Origin of the sequence: Methylobacterium terrae, assembly GCF_003173755.1 — a bacterium.
GTDB classification, from domain to species: domain Bacteria; phylum Pseudomonadota; class Alphaproteobacteria; order Rhizobiales; family Beijerinckiaceae; genus Methylobacterium; species Methylobacterium terrae.
Genome location: NZ_CP029553.1, coordinates 2,017,753 through 2,041,389, shown reverse-complemented (window position 1 = coordinate 2,041,389; position 23,637 = coordinate 2,017,753). Strand labels below are relative to the sequence as shown.

Annotated in this window: 18 protein-coding genes; 5 read left to right on the top strand and 13 right to left on the bottom strand. The window is 69.0% G+C overall.

What is annotated here, in order from left to right; translation table 11 throughout:
* Positions 1-752 precede the first annotated feature (752 nt).
* Positions 753-2,390, top strand: a complete 1,638-nt coding sequence (locus tag DK419_RS09140) for a porin (RefSeq protein ID WP_109962210.1) — start codon at positions 753-755, stop codon at positions 2,388-2,390.
* 335 nt (positions 2,391-2,725) lie between these two features.
* On the opposite strand, the gene DK419_RS09135 is transcribed toward DK419_RS09140, so the two are convergent.
* The 3 genes from DK419_RS09135 to hutI form a co-directional block, all read right to left on the bottom strand.
* A complete protein-coding gene (locus tag DK419_RS09135; protein ID WP_109958803.1) occupies positions 2,726-3,373 on the bottom strand; it encodes a TetR/AcrR family transcriptional regulator in 648 nt (215 codons plus the stop codon).
* 99 nt (positions 3,374-3,472) lie between these two features.
* Positions 3,473-5,140: a urocanate hydratase gene (hutU, locus tag DK419_RS09130; RefSeq protein ID WP_109958802.1), complete on the bottom strand. Its 1,668-nt coding sequence runs from the start codon at positions 5,138-5,140 to the stop codon at positions 3,473-3,475.
* A 144-nt stretch (positions 5,141-5,284) separates the two neighbouring features.
* A complete protein-coding gene (gene hutI / locus DK419_RS09125; protein ID WP_109958801.1) occupies positions 5,285-6,511 on the bottom strand; it encodes an imidazolonepropionase in 1,227 nt (408 codons plus the stop codon).
* A gap of 127 nt (positions 6,512-6,638) precedes the next feature.
* On the opposite strand from hutI, the gene DK419_RS09120 reads away from it, so the two are divergent.
* A complete protein-coding gene (locus tag DK419_RS09120; RefSeq protein ID WP_109958800.1) occupies positions 6,639-7,997 on the top strand; it encodes a formimidoylglutamate deiminase in 1,359 nt (452 codons plus the stop codon).
* 31 nt (positions 7,998-8,028) lie between these two features.
* Here DK419_RS09120 and DK419_RS09115 read toward each other — a convergent pair whose 3' ends face one another.
* The 3 genes from DK419_RS09115 to DK419_RS09105 form a co-directional block, all read right to left on the bottom strand.
* Positions 8,029-9,159: an FAD-binding domain-containing protein gene (locus tag DK419_RS09115; RefSeq protein ID WP_245442882.1), complete on the bottom strand. Its 1,131-nt coding sequence runs from the start codon at positions 9,157-9,159 to the stop codon at positions 8,029-8,031.
* Positions 9,160-9,240: 81 nt separating this feature from the next.
* Entirely contained in the window at positions 9,241-10,512 is a 1,272-nt protein-coding gene (locus DK419_RS09110; RefSeq protein WP_162561175.1) for a COG3904 family protein, read from the bottom strand.
* A 258-nt stretch (positions 10,513-10,770) separates the two neighbouring features.
* Positions 10,771-11,136: a DUF3140 domain-containing protein gene (locus DK419_RS09105; RefSeq protein WP_280953931.1), complete on the bottom strand. Its 366-nt coding sequence runs from the start codon at positions 11,134-11,136 to the stop codon at positions 10,771-10,773.
* 137 nt (positions 11,137-11,273) lie between these two features.
* On the opposite strand from DK419_RS09105, the gene DK419_RS09100 reads away from it, so the two are divergent.
* On the top strand, positions 11,274-12,062 hold the full coding sequence (locus tag DK419_RS09100) for an enoyl-CoA hydratase (RefSeq protein WP_109958797.1): 789 nt from the start codon (positions 11,274-11,276) through the stop codon (positions 12,060-12,062).
* Positions 12,063-12,494: 432 nt separating this feature from the next.
* Here DK419_RS09100 and DK419_RS29030 read toward each other — a convergent pair whose 3' ends face one another.
* The 6 genes from DK419_RS29030 to DK419_RS09075 all read right to left on the bottom strand — a co-directional run bounded on the left by DK419_RS29030 (position 12,495) and on the right by DK419_RS09075 (position 16,437).
* Positions 12,495-12,653 (bottom strand): hypothetical protein, encoded by a 159-nt coding sequence (locus tag DK419_RS29030; RefSeq protein ID WP_167450834.1) that lies wholly within the window; start codon positions 12,651-12,653, stop codon positions 12,495-12,497.
* Between the two features lie 275 nt (positions 12,654-12,928).
* Complete coding sequence (locus tag DK419_RS29390) at positions 12,929-13,105, bottom strand: hypothetical protein (RefSeq protein WP_245442881.1); 177 nt, start codon at positions 13,103-13,105, stop codon at positions 12,929-12,931.
* Positions 13,106-13,422: 317 nt separating this feature from the next.
* Entirely contained in the window at positions 13,423-14,025 is a 603-nt protein-coding gene (locus tag DK419_RS09090; RefSeq protein ID WP_245442880.1) for an NUDIX domain-containing protein, read from the bottom strand.
* Positions 14,022-14,285: a sulfurtransferase TusA family protein gene (locus DK419_RS09085; protein ID WP_109958796.1), complete on the bottom strand. Its 264-nt coding sequence runs from the start codon at positions 14,283-14,285 to the stop codon at positions 14,022-14,024. Before DK419_RS09085 ends, DK419_RS09090 begins: the two co-directional genes overlap by 4 nt.
* Positions 14,286-14,412: 127 nt before the next feature.
* Positions 14,413-14,844 (bottom strand): hypothetical protein, encoded by a 432-nt coding sequence (locus DK419_RS09080; RefSeq protein WP_109958795.1) that lies wholly within the window; start codon positions 14,842-14,844, stop codon positions 14,413-14,415.
* 225 nt (positions 14,845-15,069) lie between these two features.
* On the bottom strand, positions 15,070-16,437 hold the full coding sequence (locus DK419_RS09075) for a glutamate--cysteine ligase (RefSeq protein ID WP_109958794.1): 1,368 nt from the start codon (positions 16,435-16,437) through the stop codon (positions 15,070-15,072).
* A 521-nt stretch (positions 16,438-16,958) separates the two neighbouring features.
* Between DK419_RS09075 and dnaE the strand changes: the two genes are divergently transcribed.
* Both dnaE and DK419_RS09065 read left to right on the top strand, forming a co-directional pair.
* Positions 16,959-20,495, top strand: a complete 3,537-nt coding sequence (gene dnaE / locus DK419_RS09070) for a DNA polymerase III subunit alpha (protein ID WP_109958793.1) — start codon at positions 16,959-16,961, stop codon at positions 20,493-20,495.
* A gap of 129 nt (positions 20,496-20,624) precedes the next feature.
* Positions 20,625-21,545 carry a restriction endonuclease gene (locus DK419_RS09065; protein ID WP_109958792.1) on the top strand — a complete coding sequence of 307 codons (921 nt, stop codon included), beginning with the start codon at positions 20,625-20,627 and terminating at the stop codon, positions 21,543-21,545.
* Positions 21,546-22,479: 934 nt separating this feature from the next.
* On the opposite strand, the gene DK419_RS09060 is transcribed toward DK419_RS09065, so the two are convergent.
* A complete protein-coding gene (locus tag DK419_RS09060; protein ID WP_109958791.1) occupies positions 22,480-23,631 on the bottom strand; it encodes a winged helix-turn-helix domain-containing protein in 1,152 nt (383 codons plus the stop codon).
* Positions 23,632-23,637 lie beyond the last annotated feature (6 nt).

Genomic DNA, 23,637 nt, shown 5'->3' with positions numbered 1-23,637 from the left:
CGCGGACAACCGGCCGTGCCACTCGAACGGACGGTCGGGGCCGGGTGCGGATGATCCATCGGGCCCGATCTCACCCTCGGCCGACACGACACCCGACGGGGGATGCGGCCCGTCGATCCCCCACCAGGCCGGGGCAGCAATCAATCGAGAGCCGGACCATGCGGGTCGTCATAAAAGGAACGTAGTCATTCCTTTCGATCGGACGAACAAAGTACGCCGATCTGAGCATCTCATGTTCAACCCTGTACTTCAGCGATTTTTCTATGTATTATCGTTTTCATGTGATCAAACAAGGGTTTTATTTTTAACTAATCAGGATATTTTAGAATAATATTGCACGATGCTCTTGATGGATCCGACCCACGTCCCTTATCGATTCTTCAATCACCGGCACATTGCGTCAAAGGCAGGAAAATCGCCCGCTTGAATTCCGAGCAATTCCTGCTTAGCCGACAAAGCACGCGGGAGTTAACACGTTTATTTGCTTGATTCAGCTGTCACTGTATTGAAATAAAGTTGCAATTCGGCAACGGCAAGATGCAAACACCTGGGCGATATTCGCAGCATGGCGGTTTCGCGTTGTCCTTCTCCAAGAGCTAACACATAAGCCTCCCGTGCCGGGCCGCTCCCGGCGCTTCGGTTCGCCCACACGTCGGCGACCCGTTCTCTCGGGCATAAGAACGACGCTCCTCGGACCAGGGCTGGATCCGGGGCGCAGTTTTTCGGCCCGGATCCGATTTTTGGAGGTCTCGATGAAGCTCGTGAAGAGCCTTCTGCTGGGTTCGGCCGCCGGCCTGACCGTTGTTGCTGGTGCCCAGGCTGCCGATCTGCCGATCAAGAAGGCAGTACCCGTCGAGTATGTTCGCATCTGCTCGGCCTATGGCGCCGGCTTCTTCTTCGTTCCCGGTACCGATACCTGCCTGCGCGTCTCCGGCCGCGCCCGCTTCGAGGCCGGCTACTCGCAGTCCTATCAGCGCGGCGGCAACAACGGCGACCTGATGGGCTATCGCGGCCTCGGCCGCCTGAACCTCGATGCCCGCACGCAGACCGCCTACGGCACCCTGCGCGCCTTCGTCCGGTTCGAGCTCGCCTCCCGCACCGGCGCCTACCTGAACTCGGGCACGCAGCAGCGCATCGGGAACGCCTTCCCGGCGCTCGGCGTCGACACGTTCGGCCGCGCCCAGCAATACGTGAACGTCGACAAGGCCTTCATCCAGTTCGCCGGCCTCACCGCTGGTCGTGCCTCGTCGTTCTACGACTTCTACTCGCACGACTTCGAGATCATCGGCTCGTCGCTAGGCTCGGACGTCGCCTCGACGAACCTGCTCGCCTATACCGCGACCTTCGGCCAGGGCTTCTCGGCGACGATCTCGGTCGAGGACCCGATCTTCCGCAAGAACCCGCTGTTCGGCACCGCCACCGTGGGCAACGCGGCGAGCCAGTTCGCGGTCTTCACCGCCGGCGCCTCCAACCTGAGCCCGGTCGTCGCCACCAACGCGGCCGGTGTGCCGATCGGCGAGGCGTTCTACGACCTGCGCCAGACCTCGCGCATGCCCGACTTCGTCGGCGCGCTGCGCTACGACGCCGCCTGGGGCTCGGCGCAGGTGTCGGCCGCCGTGCACGAGCTGAACGCCGGCAACGCCGCGAGCGTGCTGACCTTCGGCGGCGCCACCATCGCCGCCGGCTCGGTCGTGACCCCGCGCGTCAACACCGAGTACGGCTGGGCCGTGCAGGGTGGTCTGAAGTTCAACCTGCCCTTCATCGCCGCCGGCGACGCCCTCTACCTGCAGGGGTCCTACGGCGAGGGTGCTTCGATGTACACCGGCTACTCGGCGTATATCGGCTCCTACACGGCGAGTGCTGCGGTGACGCAGGGCAGCAACTTCGCGCCGTTCTTCGTCGATGCGGCGGTGAACCCGCTGACCGGCAAGATGGAGCTGTCGACCAGCTGGACGGTCGTCGGGTCGTACCTGCACTACTGGGCGCCCGAGTGGCGCTCGGCGATCATCGGCAGCTACGGCGAGATGACCTTCGGCAAGACCAGCCGCAACCTGCTCGGCGGCTTGAACTTCAACGGCCTCGGCAACCCGGTCAACAGCCCCGGCGCCTTCCTGTTCAGCTCGGCGCTTCGCGACACCAGCCAGGTCGTCGCCGGCGCCAACCTGATCTGGTCGCCGGTGAAGGACCTCGATATCGGTCTCGAGGGTCTCTACACCCGCGTCGACCTCAAGGGCGGCGGTCGCGTCATCGACGTCAACAAGGCGCCGGGCGCCGTCGCGGCCGGCGTGAACGGCGCCGGCCTGCCGGTGAACGCCGCCGGCGCGGTGCTGCCGACCACCAACTACGCCGACACGTTCCAGGTCCGCATGCGCGTCCAGCGCGACTTCTAGATCGTGGAGGCGGCCCCTCGGAGGGGCCGCCGACGGAGGATGTCGTCAGGGTCCCGGCTCGCGCCGGGGCCCTTTTTGTGCGTCCACACCACCGTGCAGTAAAGATTGATATAGATTAAAAAAGGCGCGCCCACGAGGAGCGCGCCTTGGAGTATCCTCTGGGTCTCGAAACTCAGGGGTCGAGGTGGATTTAGCATGATACCCCGTATGCCGCAGCATTTTTATTGCGATGCAGCGTATAACTCCTATGCATCGCCTGCAGAGAGGCGGGAAACATCCGGAAACCACGCTGGTTTCGGCGGATGCAGCGTTCACGAGGCGGCGGATGCGGCGTCTCAGGATCGCGTGCGGTGTCCGTAGGCGCGCAGGAACACCCGCACGCCCCGCGCGACGACCCGTTCGAGGGCCTCGTCCGGCGTGATGCGGCCGAGCAGGGCCTGGTCGCGGATGCCGCTGCGTGTCAGCTGGATGAAATGGTCGACCGCCTCGCCGAAATCGTCGATCTCGAGGATCGCGCACGCCGCAAGGGTCCGGAAGTACGCCTCGATCAGGTCGTGGTAGCGGGCGGCGTTGCAGCGAAAGACCTCGGCGAGTTCCGGGACGCGCTGGTTCTCCGCGATGGCGAGGCGGTAGAGGCCGAGCTCGCGCGGCGAGACCCAGTGCCGCGCCAGCCGCGTCCCGACGGCGGTGAGGATCCGGGCCGGATCGGCGTCGGCGTCGCGCATCAGCCCCGCGATGTCGGTCTTCGAGGAGGCGGTGAGGCGCTGCACGCAGGCCAGGAACAGGTCCGCCTTGTCGGCGTAGCGGGCGTAGATCGTCTTCGACGAGACCCGGGCGGTGCGGGCGATGCGCGACAGGCTCGCCGCGCCGTAGCCGTGCTCGAGGAACTCGGCGGTGGCGGTGTCGAGGAGGTGGGCCTCGCGGGCCTCGAGCGCGGCCGCCGGCGGCCGACCCGGACTGGTCGTCGATGCCCTCTCCCGCATTCCCACCCGCAAGTCGTTCCCACCCGCATGTCGTTGCTCGACCGTACGCCCGAGACTTCCATCCCCGGGCGTCGGTGGCAACCGTGATCTGCGGCGGCGTCAGGCGCCGAGGCTCGGCAGATCCAGCCCGTGCTCCCGGGCGCAGGCCGCCGCATCCTCGTAGCCGGCATCCGCGTGGCGCATCACGCCGGTCGCGGGGTCGTTCCACAGGACCCGCTCCAGGCGCCGGTCGGCGGCCTCGCTGCCGTCGCACACGATCACCATGCCGGAATGCTGCGAGAAGCCCATCCCGACCCCGCCGCCGTGGTGCAGCGAGACCCAGGTGGCGCCCGACGCGGTGTTGAGGAGCGCGTTGAGGAGCGGCCAGTCCGAGACCGCGTCGGAGCCGTCGCGCATGGCCTCCGTCTCGCGGTTCGGCGAGGCGACCGAGCCGGAATCGAGGTGGTCGCGGCCGATGACGATCGGCGCCTTCAATTCGCCGTTGCGCACCATCTCGTTGAAGGCGAGGCCGAGACGGTGGCGGTCGCCGAGGCCCACCCAGCAGATCCGCGCCGGCAGGCCCTGGAACCGGATCTTCTCCCGCGCCATGTCGAGCCAGCGGTGGAGGTGGTGGTTGTCGGGAAGCAGCTCCTTCACCTTGGCGTCGGTGCGGTAGATGTCCTCCGGGTCGCCCGACAGCGCGCACCAGCGGAACGGCCCGACGCCGCGGCAGAAGAGCGGGCGGATATAGGCCGGCACGAATCCCGGGAAGGCGAAGGCGTCCTCGACGCCCTCCTCGAGCGCCATCTGGCGGATGTTGTTGCCGTAATCGACCACCGGCACGCCGGCGCGGTGGAAATCGAGCATCGCCCGCACGTGCACCGCCATCGAGCGCTTCGCCGCCGCCGCCACCGCGGCCGGATCGGTCTCGCGCTTCGCTTCCCACTCGGCGACCGTCCAGCCCGCCGGCAGGTAGCCGTTGACGGGATCGTGGGCCGAGGTCTGGTCGGTGACGCAGTCGGGGCGCACGCCGCGGGCGTAGAGCTCGGCGAAGACCTCCGCGGCGTTGCCGAGCAGCGCGACCGAGCGCGGGGTCTTCGTCCGGCGGGATTCCTCGATCAGGTCGAGGGCGTGGTCGAGGTCGCGGGCCTGGACGTCGACGTAGCCGGTGCGCAGGCGGAACTCGATGCGCGAGGCCTGCGCCTCGACGGCGAGGCACGAGGCGCCCGCCATGGTGGCGGCGAGCGTCTGCGCGCCGCCCATGCCCCCGAGACCCGCCGTCAGGATCCAGCGGCCCGCGAGGTCGCCGGCGTAATGCTGCCGGCCCATCTCCACGAAGGTCTCGTAGGTGCCCTGAACGATGCCCTGGCTGCCGATGTAGATCCAGGACCCGGCCGTCATCTGGCCGTACATCATCAGGCCCTTGCGATCGAGCTCGTGGAAGTGCTCCCAGGTCGCCCAGTGCGGCACGAGGTTCGAGTTGGCGATCAGCACCCGCGGGGCGTCCGGATGGGTGCGGAACACGCCCACCGGCTTGCCCGATTGCACCAGCAGGGTCTGGTCGTCGTCGAGGTCGCGCAACGCCGCCACGATGCGGTCGAAGCTCGCCCAGTCCCGCGCCGCCCGGCCGATGCCGCCATAGACGACGAGCTCGCCCGGCCGCTCGGCGACGTCGGGGTCGAGGTTGTTCATCAGCATCCTGAGCGGCGCCTCGGTGAGCCAGCTCTTGGCGGTGAGGGCGGTGCCGTGGGGGCTGCGGACGATGCGGGCGTTGTCGATGCGGGTCATGGAAGGCTCCGGACGATGAAGTGATTCAGGAAGTGCGTTGGCGACACCGGAAGAAGTCGAACCCTCCTGGTCGTTCCGGGGCCGCGCCGCGGAGCCCGGAACGACCCGGCGGGTGCGAGGTCTGTCGGGCCGGTCGAACGGCTCTCAGGAGACGGCCCGGATCCGGGCATGGAGCGGGTTGAACCCCATCCGGTAGACGAGCTCGGCCGGCCGCTCGACCGACCACACCGCGAGGTCGGCGCGCTTGCCGGGCTCGAGCGTGCCGACCTCGGAGAGGATCCCGAGGGCGCGGGCGGCCTCGCGGGTGACGCCGGCCAGGCACTCGTCGACGGTGAGGCGGAACAGGGTCGCGGCCATGTTCGTGGCCAGCAGCAGCGAGGTCAGCGGCGAGGTGCCGGGATTGGCGTCGGTGGCGACCGCCATCGGCACGCCGTGCCGGCGAAACAGCTCCACCGGCGGCAGCTTGGTCTCGCGGATGAAGTAGTAGGCGCCCGGCAGCAGCACCGCGACGGTGCCGCTCCGCGCCATCGCGGCGGCCCCGGCCTCGTCGGTGTGCTCGAGGTGGTCGGCCGAGAGGGCGTCGTAGCGGGCGGCGAGCGCCGCACCGCCGAGATTCGAGAGCTGGTCGGCGTGGAGCTTCACCGGCAGGCCCAGGGACCGCGCCCGGTCGAACACCCGCGCGACCTGCCCGGGCGAGAACGCGATGCCCTCGCAGAACGCGTCGACCGCGTCGACGAGGTGGTCCGCGGCCAGCGCCGGCAGCATCGTGTCGGCCACCTCCGCGATGTACCGGTCCTTGTCGCCGCCGGCCTCCGGCGGCAGGGCGTGGGCGCCGAGGAAGGTGGTGCGGATCGAGACCGGCCGCAGTTCGGCGAGCCGCCGGGCGGCGCGGAGCGCCTTGCGCTCGCTCGGCAGGTCGAGGCCGTAGCCCGACTTCACCTCGAGCGTGGTGACGCCCTCGGCGACGAGCGCGTCGAGGCGCGGCAGGGTCTGGCGCACCAGCTCGTCCTCGCTCGCCCGGCGCAGGGCGCCGACCGAGGAGACGATGCCGCCGCCGGCCCGCGCCACCTCCTCGTAGGAGGCGCCGCGCAAGCGCAGCTCGAATTCGTGCGCCCGGTCGCCGGCCCAGACGAGGTGGGTGTGGCAGTCGATCAGCCCCGGGGTGATCCAGCGGCCCTCGCCGTCGATGGTCTCGGCCCCTCTGAGCGCCGCCGCCGGCAGGTCGGCTTCCGCGCCCGCGAACGCGATGCGGCCGTCGCGGATCGCGAGCGCACCCTTCTCCACCGCGCCGAGGCCGGCAAGCCCGGGCGCGAAGGTGGCGAGCCGGACGTTGCGCCAGACCCGGACCGGGTTCTCGGGTGTCTCGCTCATGCTCGCGCCCCTCGCTCGCGCCCCTGTTCGATTCGCGCTTATGTATAGACATGATAGATCGGACTTGTATAGACAGGAACGGGCGAGGATGGACCGCCCGGCCCCCCACGACGCAGGAGACGCGCCGATGACCGTGCTGCACGCCGCCCAGGCCCTGACGCCGACGGGCTGGCAGTCCGACGTCCGCTTGACCGTGGCGGAGGGGCGGTTCTCGGGCGTCGAGGCCGGCCGGGCGCCGGAGCCGGGAGACGCGCGGGTGGCTGTGCTGGTGCCGGGCCTGCCGAACCTGCACAGCCACGCCTTCCAGCGCGGCATGGCGGGGCTCGCCGAGCGGCGCGGCGCCTCCGCCGACACGTTCTGGACCTGGCGCGAGACGATGTATCGCTTCGCCCTGCGGATGAGCCCGGACGAGGCCGAGGCCGTGGCGGCGCAGGCCTACGTGGAGATGCTGGAAGCGGGCTTCACCCGGGTCGGCGAGTTCCACTACCTGCACCACGCCCCGGACGGGCGCGCCTACGCCAACGTCGCCGAGATGGCGGAGCGGATCGCCGCGGCGGCCTCGCGCACGGGCCTGCGCCTCACCCTGCTGCCGGTGCTCTACCGCTGGTCGAATTTCGGCGGCGCCGCGCCGACGGAAGGCCAGCGCCGCTTCGTCGGCGACCTCGACCTGTTCGCCCGCATGGTCGAGGGCTCCCGCGCCGCGATCCGGGACCTGCCGGGCGCCGCCCTCGGCGTCGCACCCCACAGCCTGCGGGCCGTGACGCCGGACGATCTCTCCGCCGCGGTCGCCCTCGCGGCGGGCGGGCCGGTCCACATCCACGCCGCCGAGCAGGTGCGCGAGGTGGAGGAGTGCCTGGCCTGGTCCGGGGCGCGGCCGGTGCAGTGGCTCCTCGACGAGGCCGGCCTCGACGCGCGCTGGTGCCTGATCCACGCCACCCACATGACGACCGACGAGACGGCGCGCTTCGCCAAGAGCGGTGCGGTCGCGGGCCTGTGCCCGGTGACCGAGGCGAGCCTCGGCGACGGCGTCTTCCCCGCCCCCGACTTCGTCGCGGCGGGCGGGCGCTACGGGGTCGGCACCGATTCGAACGTGCTGATCGGCGCCGCCGACGAGCTGCGCCAGCTCGAATACGCCCAGCGCCTCGCGCGCCGCGAGCGCAACGTGCTGGCCTCCCCGGGCGCCTCGACCGGGCGGTCCCTGTTCGACGCCGCGCTCGCCGGCGGCAGCCGGGCGCTCGCCGCCGATGGGGGCGGGCTCGCGGCCGGGGCGCCGGCCGATTGCGTCGCCCTCGACGGGGCCGACCCGGCGCTGATCGAGCGCCGGGGCGACGCCCTCCTCGACGGCTGGATCTTCGCGGCCGGGTCGCGGGCGGTGGACGCGGTGTGGGTGGCGGGCCGCCGGGTCGTCGCGGGCGGGCGCCACGTCGCCCGCGAGGCGGTGGGCGCGCGCTACGCGCAGGTGCTCGCGCGGCTGATGGCCGAGTGACGTCGTCTCCCGGGGGAGGGCGCCCCCGGCGTCACGGCGCCGTCAGCTTGGGGATGGCGCCGCGCAGGCGCGCGTAGCCGCGATTCGACAGCGGCCAGGCCCGCTCGTCCCAGGGGCGCCGGATCCGCCGGCAGCCCGCCGGCAGCGCGTCGGCGGAGGGACCGACGGGCGCCCAGGGCGTGACCACCGGCAGGTCGCCCGCCCAGCCCTCCCGCGCCGGCCCGGCCGGGCAGCCGAACCGCGCTTGCGCCCGGGCGAGCGCGTCGGCCATCGCCGCCTCGTCCGCCGCACGGACCCGCTCGCTCGCGCCGTCGGCCGAGGCGACGAGGCCGGCGACCCGCATCACCCGGGCGCACCCGAGGGGCAGGCTCTCGGGGTTCAGGTCGTCGAGGTGCAGGAGCAGCGCGATCGGCCCGTCGGGCGCGGTATCGGCCGGTGCCAGCGGCACCTCCCGCGGCGGGATCGCCTCCTCAAGGGCGGCGGCTCCCTCGTCGAGGCCGGCGGGATCGTGGCGGCCTTGCGTGAACTCGCGGACGTTGTCGCGCCGCGCGAGGTAGGCCTTGCCCCGGGTGTGCAGACCGGCGACCCAGCGCCAGGACAGGGTGTTGCTCGCCGGATCGCCGTCGAGGAGGTGGCGCAGGAAGAACGCCGCGCCGAGCTCCCAGGGCAGCCGCAGGGTGAAGATCCAGATCGAGGAAAACCACATCCGGGCGTGGTTGTGCAGCCAGCCCTCCGCGACGAGCTGCGCGGCCCAGGCGTCGAAGCCGTCGATCCCGGTCTCCCCGGCCACCGCCCGGGCGTGGATCCGGCGCAGAGGCGGCTCGGCGGCGAGGCGCGCCTGCGCCGCCTCGTGCCCGGCGAGGCAACGCGTCCAGGCCTCCGGATGGGTCTCGAGGTGGCCCTTGAAGTAGGTGCGCCAGACGACCTCCGAGACGAACTTCTCCGCCCCGCGCTCGCCGAGCGCCCGGATCGCCTCGCGGGCGACCTCCTCCTCGGTCAGGAGGCGGCGGCGCAGGTAGGGCGAGAGGGCCGAGGTCGTCGGCGGCGCGGCCGGGCCGCGATCGGTGTTGCGGGCGGCGGCGTAGTCGGCACCGGGGCCGGCCAGGAAGGCGGCGAGCGCGTCGAGGCCGGCGGCACGGGTCATGACGGGAGAGGGGCGCATGACCCGGGATCTAGGCCGGCGGCCGCGGCCGGCAGCGGGGCCCGCGCCGCCGTCCGGGTCAGGGGCGGATCGGTCGCACCCTCACGGCTCCCCGGGCAGGGCCGAGGCCTCCAGGCGCCGGGCGGCGCGGCCGAGCAGGGCCTCGCGCAGGTGCAGGGTGTCGCCCCGGGCCAGGAGGCCGGCGAGGTGCCCGCGCAAGCCGGCGCAGTCGAGGGCGTGGGCGGGCGGGCGCGCGACGGCGGCCGGCCCGGCCGGCCCGGCGAGCGCCCGGTCGAGGAGGACCCGCATCCGGGCGGCGCCCCGGCCGTCCGGCAGCGCCTCGGACGCCGTCAGGAGGTCGCCGTCCTGCCCAATGGCGCGGCACGCCGCCTCGCCGCCGCCCAGTCCCAGGGCGTCGAGGACGAGGCGTCCGAGGGCCGCGACCGTGGCATCGTCGGCGCCCGCGAAGGCCGCCCGCATCGCGTCGGCCGCCCCGGCCCGCAGCAGGTCGAGGCCGTCGCTCTCGCTGCGGCCCTGCCGGTAACCCTCGCGGTAGCGGGCGGCGATGCCGTCGAGCACCCCCGGCCGGTGCGCCGCGAAGGCGGCGAGCAGGTCGACGGCGCGCAGGGCCGCCGCCCGGGCACCGCCCAGCGAATCGTCGTCGTCGAGGGTCGAATCCGGCAGGGCGCCGGGATCGACCACCCGGGTGACGGCGCCGGCGGCGCGCAGGCGGTCCGCGTCCGGGATCCAGATGTCGCGGGAGGGGGTCGCGAGGGCCTGGTCGACGAAGGCGGGTTCGAGCCCGGCGGCGAGGTAGCGGCCGCGCTCCTCGCTCGCGTCGACCGGGATCATCGCGCCGAAGGCGCCCGGCTCGTAGGGGGCGTGGAAGCCGAGCCGGCTGTCGGCCAGGATGATCCGCTCGCGCCCGCGCACGAAGGCGAGCGTGCAGGCCGACACGCAGTAATCCGGCACGTAGGTCGACAGGCCCCGCTCCGCCACGAGCTCGCCGATCGCCGCGCCCTCGTCGACGAGGCCGCCGTCGCTCGTCAGGTGCAGCCGCGTCACGCCCGGATTCGCGTCGAGCAGGCGGCGCAGGCGCTCCGCCGCGCCGTCGTTGAGGTCGCCCCACAGCCGCACGTCGCGCCCGCCGGGGCCGAGCGTGATGCGGGTCGGCGGCCCCTCGGCCTCGGGCGCAAGGGGCGTCTCGGTGGCAAGGGCCGTCCCGAGATTGCGCGACAGGCTCCCGAGGGCCGGGGTGAGGGCGCCGGTCACTCCGGCGAGCCCGAGGCAGGCCAGCATCATCCCCGTGCCGGCAACGACGCCCGCCCGCGCGCCGGCCCATGCCCGGCCGCGCCGCACACCCGCTCCCACCATCCCGGACCCCCATCCTGCCTGGTCCCGGCCGATTCCCGGCTCGGCCGCTTATGCTTGACCCCACTCAGCCACATCGCGGCGGCGATGCGAAGACGTTGAGGTACCCGCGAGGATCAGCAAGATCCGGGCCGAACTGCGGCGGCAGCATGGTTCGTTTCGCCAATGGGCGGCGCGGCGGAAACAGTTCTCGGGAGAGTGGCGGCGCGGGAGAAACTTGCGCTCCAGCCCGCGCCACCGTGTCGCGGTGGCGGGTTTGCCTCAATCCTTGAGCGGATCGTGGCCCCAGTTCATGAGCGAGTGGCGCCAGCGCGAGGTCTTCACGTCGTCCTTCGGCCCGCCCTGGGCGAGGTGGCGTTTGACGTACCCCACCACCTTGCGCATGTCGGCGTAGTCGTCGTCGGTGAGGTCGGCCTTCTTGGTGTGCTTGATCTCGACGATCCGGCGCCCCTGGTGGTGGCCGACCGATTCGCCGCCCTTCGGGCTCTCCTTCTTCGCCCCGTCGCTCCAGCCGACCGACCGGCTCTCCTCGGTGTCGAGCCACTTCTCCAGCTCGCCGGGCGTCATGTTCACCGCCTCGCGGAAGGCCGCGTAGGTCTCCTCGCGCGAATCAGCCTGCTTGCTCACGCCTCGTCTCCGTTCGTGATGGTGCCCATCAACGTCAGGGAGCCCTCCGCGCTCCTTTCGCGCGACGGTGGGTCACCGGGAGACGGGGAGAAGCGTGGACGTTACGATGGGCCGCACGCCGCATCCGGACCTCCGCCATGACCGATACCGACGAACTGCTCTACGCGGTCGATGCCGAGGGCATCGCCCGCATCACCCTCAACCGGCCGCAGGCGCGCAACGCCCTGACCTTCGCGATGTACGAGCGCCTGCACGACCTCAGCCGCGCGGTCGACGCCGATCCGGCGATCCGCGCGGTGGTGATCCAGGGGGCGGGCGGGCGCGCCTTCGCGGCCGGCACCGACATCGCGCAGTTCCGCGCCTTCTCCACCGCGGAGGACGCGCTGGCTTACGAGCGCTTCATGGACCGCGTGCTCGGTGCGCTGGAGGCTTGCGCCAAGCCGACGATCGCGGCGGTCGCCGGGGCCTGCACCGGCGGGGGCGCGGCGATCGCCGCGGCGTGCGACCTGCGGATCGCCACGCGCGACGCGCGATTCGGTTTCCCGATCGCCCGCACCCTCGGCAACTGCCTCTCGGTCGCCAACCTGCGCCGGCTCTCGGCGCTGGTCGGCGCCGCCCGGGTCAAGGAGATGATCTTCACCGCCCGCCTGGTCGAGGCCGAGGAGGCGCGGGCGATCGGGCTGGTGAGCGAAGTGGTGGAGGATGCCGATGCCCTCGCCGCGCGGGCGACCGACCTCGCCCGGCTGGTCGCCGGCCACGCGCCGCTGACGCTCGCGGCCACCAAGGAGGGCCTGCGCCGCGTGCGCGACGACGCCCCCACGGAGGCCGGGGACGACCTGATCCTGCAATGCTACACCAGCGCCGATTTCCGCGAGGGGATGGAGGCGTTCCTCGGCAAGCGCCCGCCGCTCTGGACCGGGCGGTGACGGGACGAGGCGGACGCCTCGTCCGGCGTCCCGGGGCTCAGGTCCTGTTCGACTGGACGGGTCGGTCGATCTGGCACACGTTCCGACAACTCTCCCCGTCATCCGGGGGCTGCGCAGCGGAACCCGGGATGATGGAGGATGTCGATTCAGCCTGCTCGATCAGGACAGGCTCTCAGATCTTCAAGGACCATGTACGCGGGGCCTGATCGTCTGGAAGGCGGGCGTTTCCGCCGCCTGCCCGGCCCGGAATCTCCGCCGTGACGACCATGGGCCGGGCCGGTCGAGACCGGCCGCGACGTCGTCCGGCGACTGAACGGGGGCGGCCCTCGCGAATCGGGCCGACCGGACTTCGAACCGACGGCGTCGGCGCGTCGTCGGCAGCGGCCGACGGGCCGGCCGCGGGAGCACGCGCCGCCCTGCGGCGCGCGACGCTCAGTGGATCGATTCGTCGGGCTTGCGCTCGTTCTGGGCGAGCGAGGCCTCGTAGCTCTCGGCCTGCGCACGGGTGAGGCCGCTGACGAGCATCAGCGTGCCGCGATAGACCGTGTAGGTGCCGTCCTGCGTGGGCTTGACGCGAATGATCTGAGACATGCGCTGGCTCCCTTGCGCGAATCACGACTGATTTTCTGTGGTTGAACGTGACGTTAACGACTCGGCGGCAGCGCGCAAGAGGGAGGGACGCGAAACCGCCGGGCTTTCGACACGATCATGACCAAAGTACAGCCGGGCGAGGAGCGGCATCCCGCAGTCTCTTCGCGGGGCGCCAACGTGCCGGCCCGCTCCGGGGTCCGGCCTTGCCGGCTCACGATCGCCGGGAAGAATGCCGCAGGGGGCCGTGAGGTTCGATCGGCGCGGCGCGCGCCGGGTCAGGACGGCGAGCGGACGCTCGAGAGATGGATCATCGGCCCCTGGATCGCCGGTGCGGTCCGGGCGGAGGGGGCCAGGATCGGCGCCTTGCCGGGGAGCGTCCACCAGCCGACCGCCGAATGCACCGCCAGGGTGAGGCAGAGCAGGACCAGCATCGAGACGGCGTGGCGTGCCATGCTCGGCTCCGCCGGGGCCGCCGACGGCTCGTGCCGGCGGCCCGGCGCGGCGTCCAGGAGACAGTCCAAGGGCTCGGGCTCCAGCGGGAGGAGCGGGGTGGTGAACCCGGCCGGCTGGCCGGTCGGGCGGTGGAAGGGTCCAATGTTGAACATCGGCGTCTCCTGTCGAGGCCCCTACGACGGAGGGCTATCGGAACCGCCTAAAGTTAACAGCTGGTGAACAGGACGCCAGCCCCGATCACGAACCCGTGAACGGTGGGGCTTGTACACCACCCGTTCAGGATGCGGGACAGGATGGGGGAGATTGCCGCTCCCCCTCAAGTCCGCCTTTCGGACGCCTCGGCGAACAGCTCCGGGTGCCGCAGGCGAAGGGTCTGGACGAGGCAGAGCGTCTTCATGTCGGCGACCTCGCCGCGCTCGGCCATGCCGGCGAGGTCGGAGAGGGCCAGCTCCACCACCTCGACGCTCTCGTGCTCCTCCGCCAGGCCCCCGCCGGCGCCGGTCCGGTCGACGGCCCGGTAGGGGGCGAGGAACAGGTCCATCCGCTCGGTCGAGAGGCCGGGCAGCGACCAGACCCGGCCGGCGGGCTCGAGCCGCGACAGGCGCAGGCCCGCCTCCTCGAAGGCCTCGCGCCGGGCGCAGGCCTCCGGGTCGTCCTCCTCGCGCAGGCCCGCGGGCGCCTCCAGCACCGACGCCGTGCCGTCGACGAAGCAGGGCGGCGTGCGGAACTGCCGCACCAGCAGGGCGACCCGGCGCTCGGGGTCGTAGGGCAGCACGGCGACGGCGGGCCCGTGGTCCTCGACCTCGCGGCCGATGCGGCTGCCGTCCGGCATCCGCACCTCGGCGACGAGGTAGCGCGCCCAGCCCTCGTAGACCGTGCGGGTGCCCTCGATGCGCGGCGGGGTCTCGTCTCGGCTCACGCGGCGCTCTCCTCTGCCGTCGTTCCGGCCGCATCGGCGCCGCGACGGATCTCGAAGGTCAGCATCCCGTCCTCCCGGATCATCCGGTCGAGATGGTCGCCGCGCTCGCGCAGCAGGTTGGGGATGTCGATGGCGGCCATCGGGTCGGTGCAGCGCACCGACAGGCCCGCGCCGGGCGGCAGGTCGCGCAGGGCCTTGGCGGTGCGCAGCACCGGCAGGGGGCATTTGAGCCCGCGCAGGTCGAGGTCTCGGTGTCGCATGGCGGTCTCAAGCGGGTCGCCCGCCGGTTGAGCACATCCGCGGCGGACGAGGAAGCCCGGTCAAAGGAAAGCCCGGCGCGGGACATCCCGCGCCGGGCCTCCGTCAGCTCAGCCGGTACGGCCGATCTCAGTAGCCGTAGCCGTAGTAGCCGCCGTAGGCCGGGTAGCTGTAGCCGTAGGACGGATAGCCGTAGCCGTAGCCGTAGCCGCCGACCGGGGCGTAGCCGCCGCCGTAATAGCCGCCGTAGGCCGGGTAGCCGTAGCCGTAGGACGAGGCCGAGCCGGCCGCGATCGCGCCGCCGATGATGCCGAGCGCCGCGCCGGCCGCCAGCGCGCCGCCGGCGCCGATGCCGCGGCGATAGCCGTAGCCGCGATAGCCGCGGTAGCCGCCGCCGTAGTAGCCGCCGCCGCGCCAGCGCACCTGGTCGACGGTCGCGCCCGAGCCGGCGATCGCGGCCGAGGTCGCCGCCGGGAGCGGGGCGGCCTGGGCGCCGACGGTGCCGGCGGTCAGGGCGGCGCCGGCGCCGGCGATGACGGCGAGGGTGGTGATGCGAGACATACTGGATTGCTCCGATCAGTCTGGGAACGTGCCCCGTAGGCCTCAAGAACGACCAAAGGCCGGGATCTGTTCCAGGATTCAGAGCAGATTGACGGACCGTCAATCCGTATCGGCTACGCTCACCCGGCGCGGGTACTCCGGTCGCGCCCGGATGGATTGCGGCGATCGGGCAGATAAGCTTGAGCGTGAGCCGGATCGCGGCTCACGCTCGCCTTTCGGGCCGCGTCAGAACGCGCAGGCGCCGAAGGCCGGGTCGACCGAGCCGTTCCACGGACCGTGATAGAGCGCGAGCAGGTCCTCGGCCCGGCTGCGCGAGGCGGCGATGGCCTGGAGCGGCGCGAGGTAGAGCGTCTCGTCGCGCCCCTGCGCGTCGCGGCGCGCCCGTGCCTTCAGGCCGGCCTCGGCCAGCGCGAGCGCGTCGCGGGCGAGGTCCCGCAGGCGCCGGTTGCCCGCCGGCGCGTCGAGCCCGAGGCGCGGCGCCTCGGCCCGCATCGTCTCGCGCTCCTCGGCCGAGAGCTCGCGCACGAGCTGCCAGGCGCCGTCGAGGGCGGCGGAATCGTAGTACAGCCCGGCCCAGAACGCCGCCTGCGCGGCGATCATGTTGGCGTCCCCCACATCGGCGCCCCGCATCTCGAGGAAGCGCTTCAGCCGCACTTCGGGGAAGGCGGTCGAGGCGTGGTTGGCCCAGTCGGAGACGGTGGCGCGCTCGCCCGGCAGGGCGGAGAGCCGCCCCTCCATCAGGTCGCGGAACGAGGCGCCGCTGACGTCGTGGTAGGTCTCGCCGCGCTTCACGAAGTACATCGGCACGTCGAGGAGCCAGTCGGCGTAGGCCTCGTACCCGAACCCCTCGTCGAACGCGAAGGGCAGCATGCCGGTGCGGTTCGGATCGGTGTCGCGCCAGATCTCGGAGCGGCGCGACAGGAAGCCGTTCGGCCGGCCGTCGGTGAAGGGCGAGTGGGCGAAGAGCGCGGTCGCGACCGGCTGCAGGGCGAGGCCGACCCGCATCTTCGTCACCATGTCGGCCTCGGACGAGAAGTCGAGGTTCACCTGCACGGTGGCGGTGCGCAGCATCATGTCGAGGCCGAGCGAGCCGACCTTGGGCATGTAGCCCTTCATGATGCGGTAGCGGCTCTTCGGCATCACGGGAGTTTCCTCCCGCGTCCATTTCGGGCTCATGCCGAGGGTGAGGAAGCCGATGCCGAGGGGGTCGGCGGCTCGGGCCACCGCGTCGAGGTGCTGGGTCAGCTCGTGGGCGGTGGCGTGCACGTCCGGCAGCGGCGCGCCCGAGAGCTCGAACTGGCCGCCGGGCTCGAGCGAGATCGCGCCCCCGCCCTCGACCGCCGACAGGCCGATCACCCGGCCCGCATCCTCGATCGTCTCCCAGCCGGTGATCGCCTGCAGGCCGTCGAGCAGGGCCTTGATCCCGCGCTCGCCCTCGTAGGGCACCGGCGCGTGATCGGCGCGGTAGAAAGGAACCTTCTCGTGCTCGGTCCCGATGGCGAAGGCGTCGTGCGGCTTCTCGCCGGCTGCGAACCACTCGATCAGCTCGGACCGCGCGCTGAGCGGGGTCGCGTCGGACACGTCGCGCGCCATGCGCCACCTCGTGCTTGAAGAACGAAAAACGACGACTGCCGGCGGACCGGCGGATCACCGTCAAGGTTGTGCCTCAATAGGCCGTGGGCGACCGAGCCGCAACGCGCCCGCATCATACCCCCCGGATCCATCGAGCCCGGCCGGTGCCCACCCCGTCAACCAACCGTTCACCACCTTGCCCGGATCCGGCCCGCCACCCCTTTGACACGGAACAAAACAAGAACAAACATCGGGCCGTCGCAAGGGGTGGTCCAAGAGGACAGACCATGAACATACGCAAGATCCTGCTGGCTGTCACGGAGGTCGCGTCGATGGGCCTGCTCACCGGCGCCGTCGTCCTGTGGGCGGTGGCGCTCTCGCCGATGCACTGACGGCCGGGCGTTGCCGTGCGGCCACGTCCGGGTGGGTTCCGCCGATTCCGCGGTGAATCCCCAGCGATTTTCGGCCCGGTGAGGCGCGCCGGACCGTGACTCCTCGGCCGCCACCGGGAATCCTGGCGCGCTCAGTAGGAGTGAGTCGCCTTGCAGATCCTGAAGCCCGTCGGCTACGTCCACCTGCACGTCCACTCCTCGTACTCCCTGCTCGAGGGCGCCCTGAAGATCGGCGACCTCGTGAAGGCCGCGGGCGCCGACCGGCAGCCCGCGCTGGCGCTCACCGACACCAACAACCTGTTCGGCGCGCTCGAATTCTCCGAGAAGGCGGCCGGGTCCGGCATCCAGCCGATCGCCGGGATGCAGCTCAGCGTCGCCTTCGAGGCGCCGGAGGCGAACGCCAAGCTCAACGCCACCCACCCGCACATCGTGGTGCTGGCGAAAGACGAGGCCGGCTACGGCCACCTGCTGCGGCTCGCGAGCCGCGCCTATTTCGACAACCAGCTCGGCGAGGTGCCGCGGGTCTCCGCCCAGGCGCTCGCCGAATGCGCCGGCGGCCTCATCGCGCTCACCGGCGGCATGGGCGGCCCGGTCGATGCCGCCTTGCGGGCGAACCGCCCCGAACTGGCGCTCGCCCGGCTCGACGCGCTGAAACGCGCCTTCGGCGAGGACCACCTCTACGTCGAGCTGCAGCGCCACGGCCTCTCCGACGAGCGCGCCGTCGAGGGCGAGCTGATCCGGCTCGCCGACCGGCACGGCCTGTCGCTCGTCGCGACGAACGAGCCCTACTTCGCCAAGCCCGAGGATTACGAGGCCCACGACGCGCTGCTCGCGGTCGCCGAAGGGCGCCTCGTCTCCGACGACAAGCGCCGGCGCCTGACCCCGCGCCACGCCTTCAAGACCCGGGCCGAGATGGCCGGCCTCTTTCGCGACCTGCCCGACGCGTTGTCCGCCACCGTCGAGATCGCGATGCGTTGCGCCTACCGGGCGCGCACCCGCAAGCCCATCCTGCCGAGCTTCGGCGCGCCGAGCCCGACGACGCCGGCGCAGGGCACGAAGGAGGGCGCCGCCCTCCAGGCCCAGGTCGCCGCCGCAACCACGGCGGTGGCGAAGGAGATCGCCCCCGACGAGGCGGCCGAGCTGCGCCGGCAGGCCGAGGAAGGCCTGACCGAGCGCCTGCGCCAGCACGGCCCGGCCGAGGGGCTGACGGAGAAGGATTACCGCGACCGGCTCGAATACGAGATCCGCGTCATCACCAACATGAAGTTCCCGGGCTACTTCCTGATCGTCTCGGACTTCATCAAGTGGGCCAAGGAGCACGACATCCCGGTCGGCCCGGGCCGCGGCTCGGGCGCCGGCTCGCTCGTCGCGTGGTCTCTCCTCATCACCGACCTCGACCCGATCCGCTTCGGCCTGCTGTTCGAGCGCTTCCTCAACCCCGAGCGCGTCTCGATGCCGGATTTCGACATCGACTTCTGCGTCGAGGGCCGCGAGCGGGTGATCCGCTACGTGCAGGAGCGCTACGGCGAGGGCCAGGTCGGCCAGATCATCACCTTCGGTACGCTGCTCGCCCGCGGCGTGCTGCGCGACGTCGGCCGCGTCCTGGAGATGCCCTACGGCCAGGTCGACAAGCTGACGAAGCTGGTGCCGCAGAATCCGGCGAATCCCGTGACGCTGGCGCAAGCCATCGAGGGCGAGCCGAAGCTCCAGAGCGCGATCGAGGAGGAGCCGGTCGTCGCGCGGCTGATGAGCATCGCCAGGAAGCTCGAGGGCCTGCACCGCCACGCCTCGACCCACGCCGCCGGCGTGGTGATCGGCGACCGGCCGCTCGAGGAGCTGGTGCCGCTCTACCGCGATCCGAAGACCGGGATGCGGGTGACCCAGTTCAACATGAAGTGGGTCGAGCAGGCGGGCCTCGTCAAGTTCGACTTCCTCGGCCTCAAGACCCTGACGGTGCTCCGCGCCGCGACCGACCTCCTGAAGCTGCGCGGGATCGAGGTCGACTTGCCCTCGCTGCCGATCGACGACACGCTCACCTACGAGCGCCTGAGGAAGGGCGAGACGGTCGGCGTGTTCCAGGTGGAATCGGCCGGCATGCGCAAGGCGCTGGTCGAGATGTGCGCCGACCGGTTCGAGGACATCATCGCGCTGGTGGCGCTCTACCGCCCGGGCCCGATGGCCAACATCCCGGTCTATTGCGAGCGCAAGCTCGGCCGCGACGCCGGCAACGAGAAGAACTGGTACCCGCACGAGAAGCTGGAGCCGATCCTCGCCGAGACTTTCGGCATCATCGTCTACCAGGAACAGGTGATGGAGGTGGCCAAGGTGCTCGCCGGCTACTCGCTCGGCGACGCCGACCTCCTGCGCCGCGCCATGGGCAAGAAGATCAAGGCGGAGATGGACGCCCAGCGCGACCGCTTCGTGAAGGGCGCGGTCGAGCGCGGCCTCGACAAGGCCAAGGCCAACGAGATCTTCGACCTGCTCGCCAAGTTCGCCGATTACGGCTTCAACAAGTCGCACGCGGCCGCCTACGCGCTGATCACCTACCAGACCGCCTATCTCAAGGCGAATTACCCGGTCGAGTTCATGGCCGCCTCGATGTCGCTCGACATCGACAACACCGACAAGCTCGCCGAACTGCGCCAGGACGCGCAGCGGATGAACATCAAGGTCGAGCCGCCGAACGTGAACCGCTCCGGCGTCACCTTCGAGGTGCATGACGGCGCGATCCGCTACGCGCTCGCCGCCATCAAGGGCGTCGGCCGCGCCGCCGTCGAGGCGATCGTCCAGGCCCGCGGCGACACGCCCTTCCGCGATCTCGGCGACTTCGCCCGGCGCCTCAACCCGAAGCAGGTCAACAAGCGCACCCTCGAAAACCTCGTCGCCGCCGGCGCCCTCGACGCGATCGAGCCCGACCGGGCCAAGGCCTTCGCCGCCGTCGAGCCGATGATGCGGCTCGCCCAAGGCGCCGCCGAGGCCGAGACCGTCGGCATGATGGACATGTTCGGCGGCGTGGCCGCCGCCGAGGTGGCTTTGCGCATCCCGGCCTACGAGAACTGGCCGATGGCCGACCGGCTCAAGCGCGAATACGACGCGGTCGGCTTCTTCCTCTCCGGCCACCCGCTCGACGAGTACGGCGACCTTTTGCAAAAGCTCCGGGTCCAGACCTGGGCCGAGTTCTGCCGCTCGGTCCGCGCCGGCACCTCGACGGTCGGCCGCGTCGCGGCGAGCGTGCTCGACCGCGCCGAGCGCCGCACCAAGACCGGCAACAAGCTCGGCATCGTCACGCTCTCCGACCAGACCGGCCATTTCGAGGCGATCATCTTCTCCGAAGGCCTCTCGCATTACCGCGACATGCTGGAACCCGGCGCCGCCCTGGTGCTCCAGCTCCAGGCCAGCACCGAGGGCGAGGACGTGCGCGCCCGCATCCAGACCTGCGAACCCCTCGACCAGGCCGCCGCCCGCCACCAGAAGGGCATGCGGATCTACCTGCGCGACGAGCGCCCGATCGTGAGCGTACAGCAGCGGTTGCAGGTGCGGGGGGAGGGGGAGGTGTCGCTGATCCTGATCCTCGATGGGGGTGAGCGGGAGGTGGAGGTGAAGCTCGGGGGGAAGTATCAGGCGACGCCGCAGATCGCGGGGGCGTTGCGGGCGGTGCCGGGGGTGGTGCAGGTGGAGGTGAGTTGATATGGCGATGTTATATTGGCGCACGCCGGTTGGTTGCAAAGTTCGATTGCGGCTCAAAAATTATGTACGGGTGTAATAAATCTAATTCATATATTATATGAATGATTTCAGTTTTTTGGAGCAGGCCTGATGATAGATTGGACGGAGATATTGGATGGTGATACGTGGGAGCTGTTTGCAAGAGATTATTTCGCTGAGAGTGGATTTACAATCGATGTAGGTCCAGGGCGAGGTGTTGACGCGGGGCGCGATATCGTCATCAGCGAACAGCTAAACGGAAAGATAAATACAAAAAAGTTTGTCTGGCTAGTCAGTTGTAAGCATTATGCAAAAAGCAACAAATCTGTTGGTCCAGGCGACGAACAGAATATAACAGACCGTATAAGGCAGCATAGGGCAGATGGATTTATTGGTTTTTATTCAACTGTGCCGTCCAGTGGTTTAATCGAACGGTTCAAATCGCTTCACGCAAATGGCGATATCTCGGCTTACGAGTTAATTGATGGAAGAAAAATCGAGCAGAGGTTTGTAACCACTGGTTCATCCAAGTTGGCGCTGAGATACTTTCCTGACAGCTATCGTCGAAGCAAACCGATTCAGAAGCTTCTCGATAAGCATGTTGAGTTACGATGCAAAGTTTGTGATGAAGACCTGTTATCAAAGAGTATGTTAGGTCCGTTTTCTGGCGTCATCGTGACTGCATCAAAGCGCACTGAAGCGTCAGACGGCCGTAAATTTGATCAAAATATTCATGTATATGCGGTCTGTAAAGGCGAATGCGATCGTCGAATGGACAGGATGTGCCATCGGCAAGGATTTTCTACTGGATGGGAAGATATCGATGATCTTTGTAATCCGCTTCTTTATATCAAGGCAATTATGGCGATTATGAACCGTCTTCGGGCAAAAAGGGATGAGTACACTGACGAAGCATTTTCTGATCTAAAAAATATATTCATTGCGATTTCCCAACGTACTCTTCGGGAGATCACGGAGGAGGACGGGGAACGGGCGAGTCAAGTCATACGTTTGCAAAACTTAGGTTTCTGATTGCGTGCAGTCAATCTTGGACTTTCATGATAATTATTGATTAATATTATACTAGATATAATTGTGCAAATTTTCGTGCTTTGGAGAGCTGTGAAATTGTAACGTGGATGAAAAGACTTGCCCCCACATGTCGCACATTTAATTCATTGAGCCGCCATTTCCTCTCTGCTATAAACACAGGGCGTAATTTTGCAATCGTTCGCCTTGATCTCAGCTGTATGTGACCTATTTCAAGAAATATAAGGGGTTCTACATGTTCTCTCCGAATTTAACAAAAGCAAAGCAGATCGAAATTATAGCGAAAATGTCGGATCTCGAATTTGCGCGTTTCCGGTATTGTCAAGAAATGTCTGGCGCATATCTAGCTGTCGGAAAATTTGAAGACATACTGATTACGGCGATGAATGTATGTGACCGCATTAAATTGAGGGATAAAATTGGCGAAAATGCTACGAAGTGGTATAATTATCTAGAAAAAAGAGAAATTTTGTAAGGATCTACTCTGGGCAGCCTTATAAAAATACTGGAACTCCATGATATTTCAGAAAAAGATGTTAAATATTTGAAATGGATAAAAGGAAAGCGTGATTATTTTATTCATAGGCTTTTTCATGAAGGTGCGTGGCCTGGCGACTTGGGCGAAGAGGATTGCCGTTTTATGATGCGGCGTCTATTAGCGCTCCAGCTATGGCTATCTCGTGCGGAGCGTAATATATGGTATATTTTCGAGCGTGCAGGATTTATTGAGCTGCAGTGTCTTGAAGATGGGAGTATGTTGTCTATGAACATAGTAATATTTGATTTCTTAGAAAATGATATTCAATAAATATCATTTTATTTATTATTGTAGACTTTTACTTAACAAGTATAATAACTTTTTGCAAATGAGCCGTGCCCGCTCAATGCATCAGCCGAACAACATATAAATTGAAGTTTAGTTTGTCGCCTCTCCCAACCCCAACCAGGCCGCCAAAGCCCCCAACTCCACTCCCAACGCCTCCCGCGCCCCCTCCATCACCCCCGGCTCCCAATGCACCGCATGCAACAGGAGCCGCCCCCCCGCCCGATCCGCCTTCAAATCCACCCGCCCCACCAACTCCTCCCCATACAAAAACGGCAGCACGTAATACCCGTACTGCCGCTGCGCCGCCGGGGTGTAGATCTCGATGCGGTAGCGGAAGCCGAACAGGCGCTCGGTGCGGGCGCGCTCCCAGACCAGGGGGTCGAAGGGGGCGAGCAGGGCTTGGGCCGAGACGCGGCGGGGGATCTTGGCGTCGCGGTGGAGGTAGGCGGGGGGCCAGCCGGGGACCTCCGTCGGGAGCAGGGTGCCTTCCTCCACCAGCCGGGCGATGGCCGCCGCGGCGTCGGCGGGCCCGAGGCGGAAATAGTCGCGCAGTTCCGCGGCCGTGGCGATCCCGAGGGCCCGGGCGGAGAGGGCGACCAGCTGGGCCTGCGCCTCCGCCTCCGGCACGTCGGGCAGGGAGAAAATGTCCGGCGGGATCACCCGCTCGGGGAGGTCGTAGACCCGCTCGAAGCTGCGCCGCCGCGTCGCCGTGGTGACGTGGCCGGCGTAGAACAGCCATTCGAGCATGCGCTTGGGCTCGCTCCAGGCCCACCAGCCGGCCCGGCCGGTCTGGAGGTCGGAGGCCGCCATCGGACCCTCGTCGCGCAGGCGCGCGAGCAGCGCCATCGCCTCCGCCCGGCGCTCGCCCGCGAAGACCCGCATGCCGGTATAGCCGGCCTGCCCCCGGTCGGCCCGTGCCATACGCCAGCGCAGCAGCGGGTGCAGGCTAAGCGGCAGGAGCGAGCATTCGTGCGCCCAGTACTCGAACAGCCGCCGATCGCGCTTCGGCCCCCAGGCGCGGCGGTCGAGGAGGGCCGTGTCGTAGGCGCCGAGCCGCGAGAAGGCCGGGAGGTAATGCGCCCGCACCAGGACGTTGACGCTGTCGATCTGGTGCAGGCCGAGCCGGTCGATCGTGGCGGCGAGGTGCCGGGGACCGACCGCCGCGGGGCGTGCGGCGTGAAACCCCTGCGCCGCCAGGGCGACCCGGCGGGCTTCCGGAGGCGTCAGCCGCACGATCCCCATTAGGTT

What these genes read in the sequence shown, in the direction of transcription:
- DK419_RS09075 (WP_109958794.1), bottom strand. Translation starts at nt 16,437, where the DNA reads ATGGCGCGCGACGTGTCCGACGCGACCCCGCTCAGCGCGCGGTCCGAG.
- DK419_RS09065 (WP_109958792.1), top strand. Translation starts at nt 20,625, where the DNA reads ATGATAGATTGGACGGAGATATTGGATGGTGATACGTGGGAGCTGTTT.
- DK419_RS09140 (WP_109962210.1), top strand. Translation starts at nt 753, where the DNA reads ATGAAGCTCGTGAAGAGCCTTCTGCTGGGTTCGGCCGCCGGCCTGACC.
- DK419_RS29030 (WP_167450834.1), bottom strand. Translation starts at nt 12,653, where the DNA reads ATGTCTCAGATCATTCGCGTCAAGCCCACGCAGGACGGCACCTACACG.
- DK419_RS09115 (WP_245442882.1), bottom strand. Translation starts at nt 9,159, where the DNA reads ATGCGCCCCTCTCCCGTCATGACCCGTGCCGCCGGCCTCGACGCGCTC.
- DK419_RS29390 (WP_245442881.1), bottom strand. Translation starts at nt 13,105, where the DNA reads ATGGCACGCCACGCCGTCTCGATGCTGGTCCTGCTCTGCCTCACCCTG.
- DK419_RS09085 (WP_109958796.1), bottom strand. Translation starts at nt 14,285, where the DNA reads ATGCGACACCGAGACCTCGACCTGCGCGGGCTCAAATGCCCCCTGCCG.
- DK419_RS09120 (WP_109958800.1), top strand. Translation starts at nt 6,639, where the DNA reads ATGACCGTGCTGCACGCCGCCCAGGCCCTGACGCCGACGGGCTGGCAG.
- DK419_RS09135 (WP_109958803.1), bottom strand. Translation starts at nt 3,373, where the DNA reads ATGCGGGAGAGGGCATCGACGACCAGTCCGGGTCGGCCGCCGGCGGCC.
- hutU (WP_109958802.1), bottom strand. Translation starts at nt 5,140, where the DNA reads ATGACCCGCATCGACAACGCCCGCATCGTCCGCAGCCCCCACGGCACC.
- DK419_RS09110 (WP_162561175.1), bottom strand. Translation starts at nt 10,512, where the DNA reads ATGGTGGGAGCGGGTGTGCGGCGCGGCCGGGCATGGGCCGGCGCGCGG.
- hutI (WP_109958801.1), bottom strand. Translation starts at nt 6,511, where the DNA reads ATGAGCGAGACACCCGAGAACCCGGTCCGGGTCTGGCGCAACGTCCGG.
- DK419_RS09080 (WP_109958795.1), bottom strand. Translation starts at nt 14,844, where the DNA reads ATGTCTCGCATCACCACCCTCGCCGTCATCGCCGGCGCCGGCGCCGCC.
- DK419_RS09100 (WP_109958797.1), top strand. Translation starts at nt 11,274, where the DNA reads ATGACCGATACCGACGAACTGCTCTACGCGGTCGATGCCGAGGGCATC.
- DK419_RS09060 (WP_109958791.1), bottom strand. Translation starts at nt 23,631, where the DNA reads ATGGGGATCGTGCGGCTGACGCCTCCGGAAGCCCGCCGGGTCGCCCTG.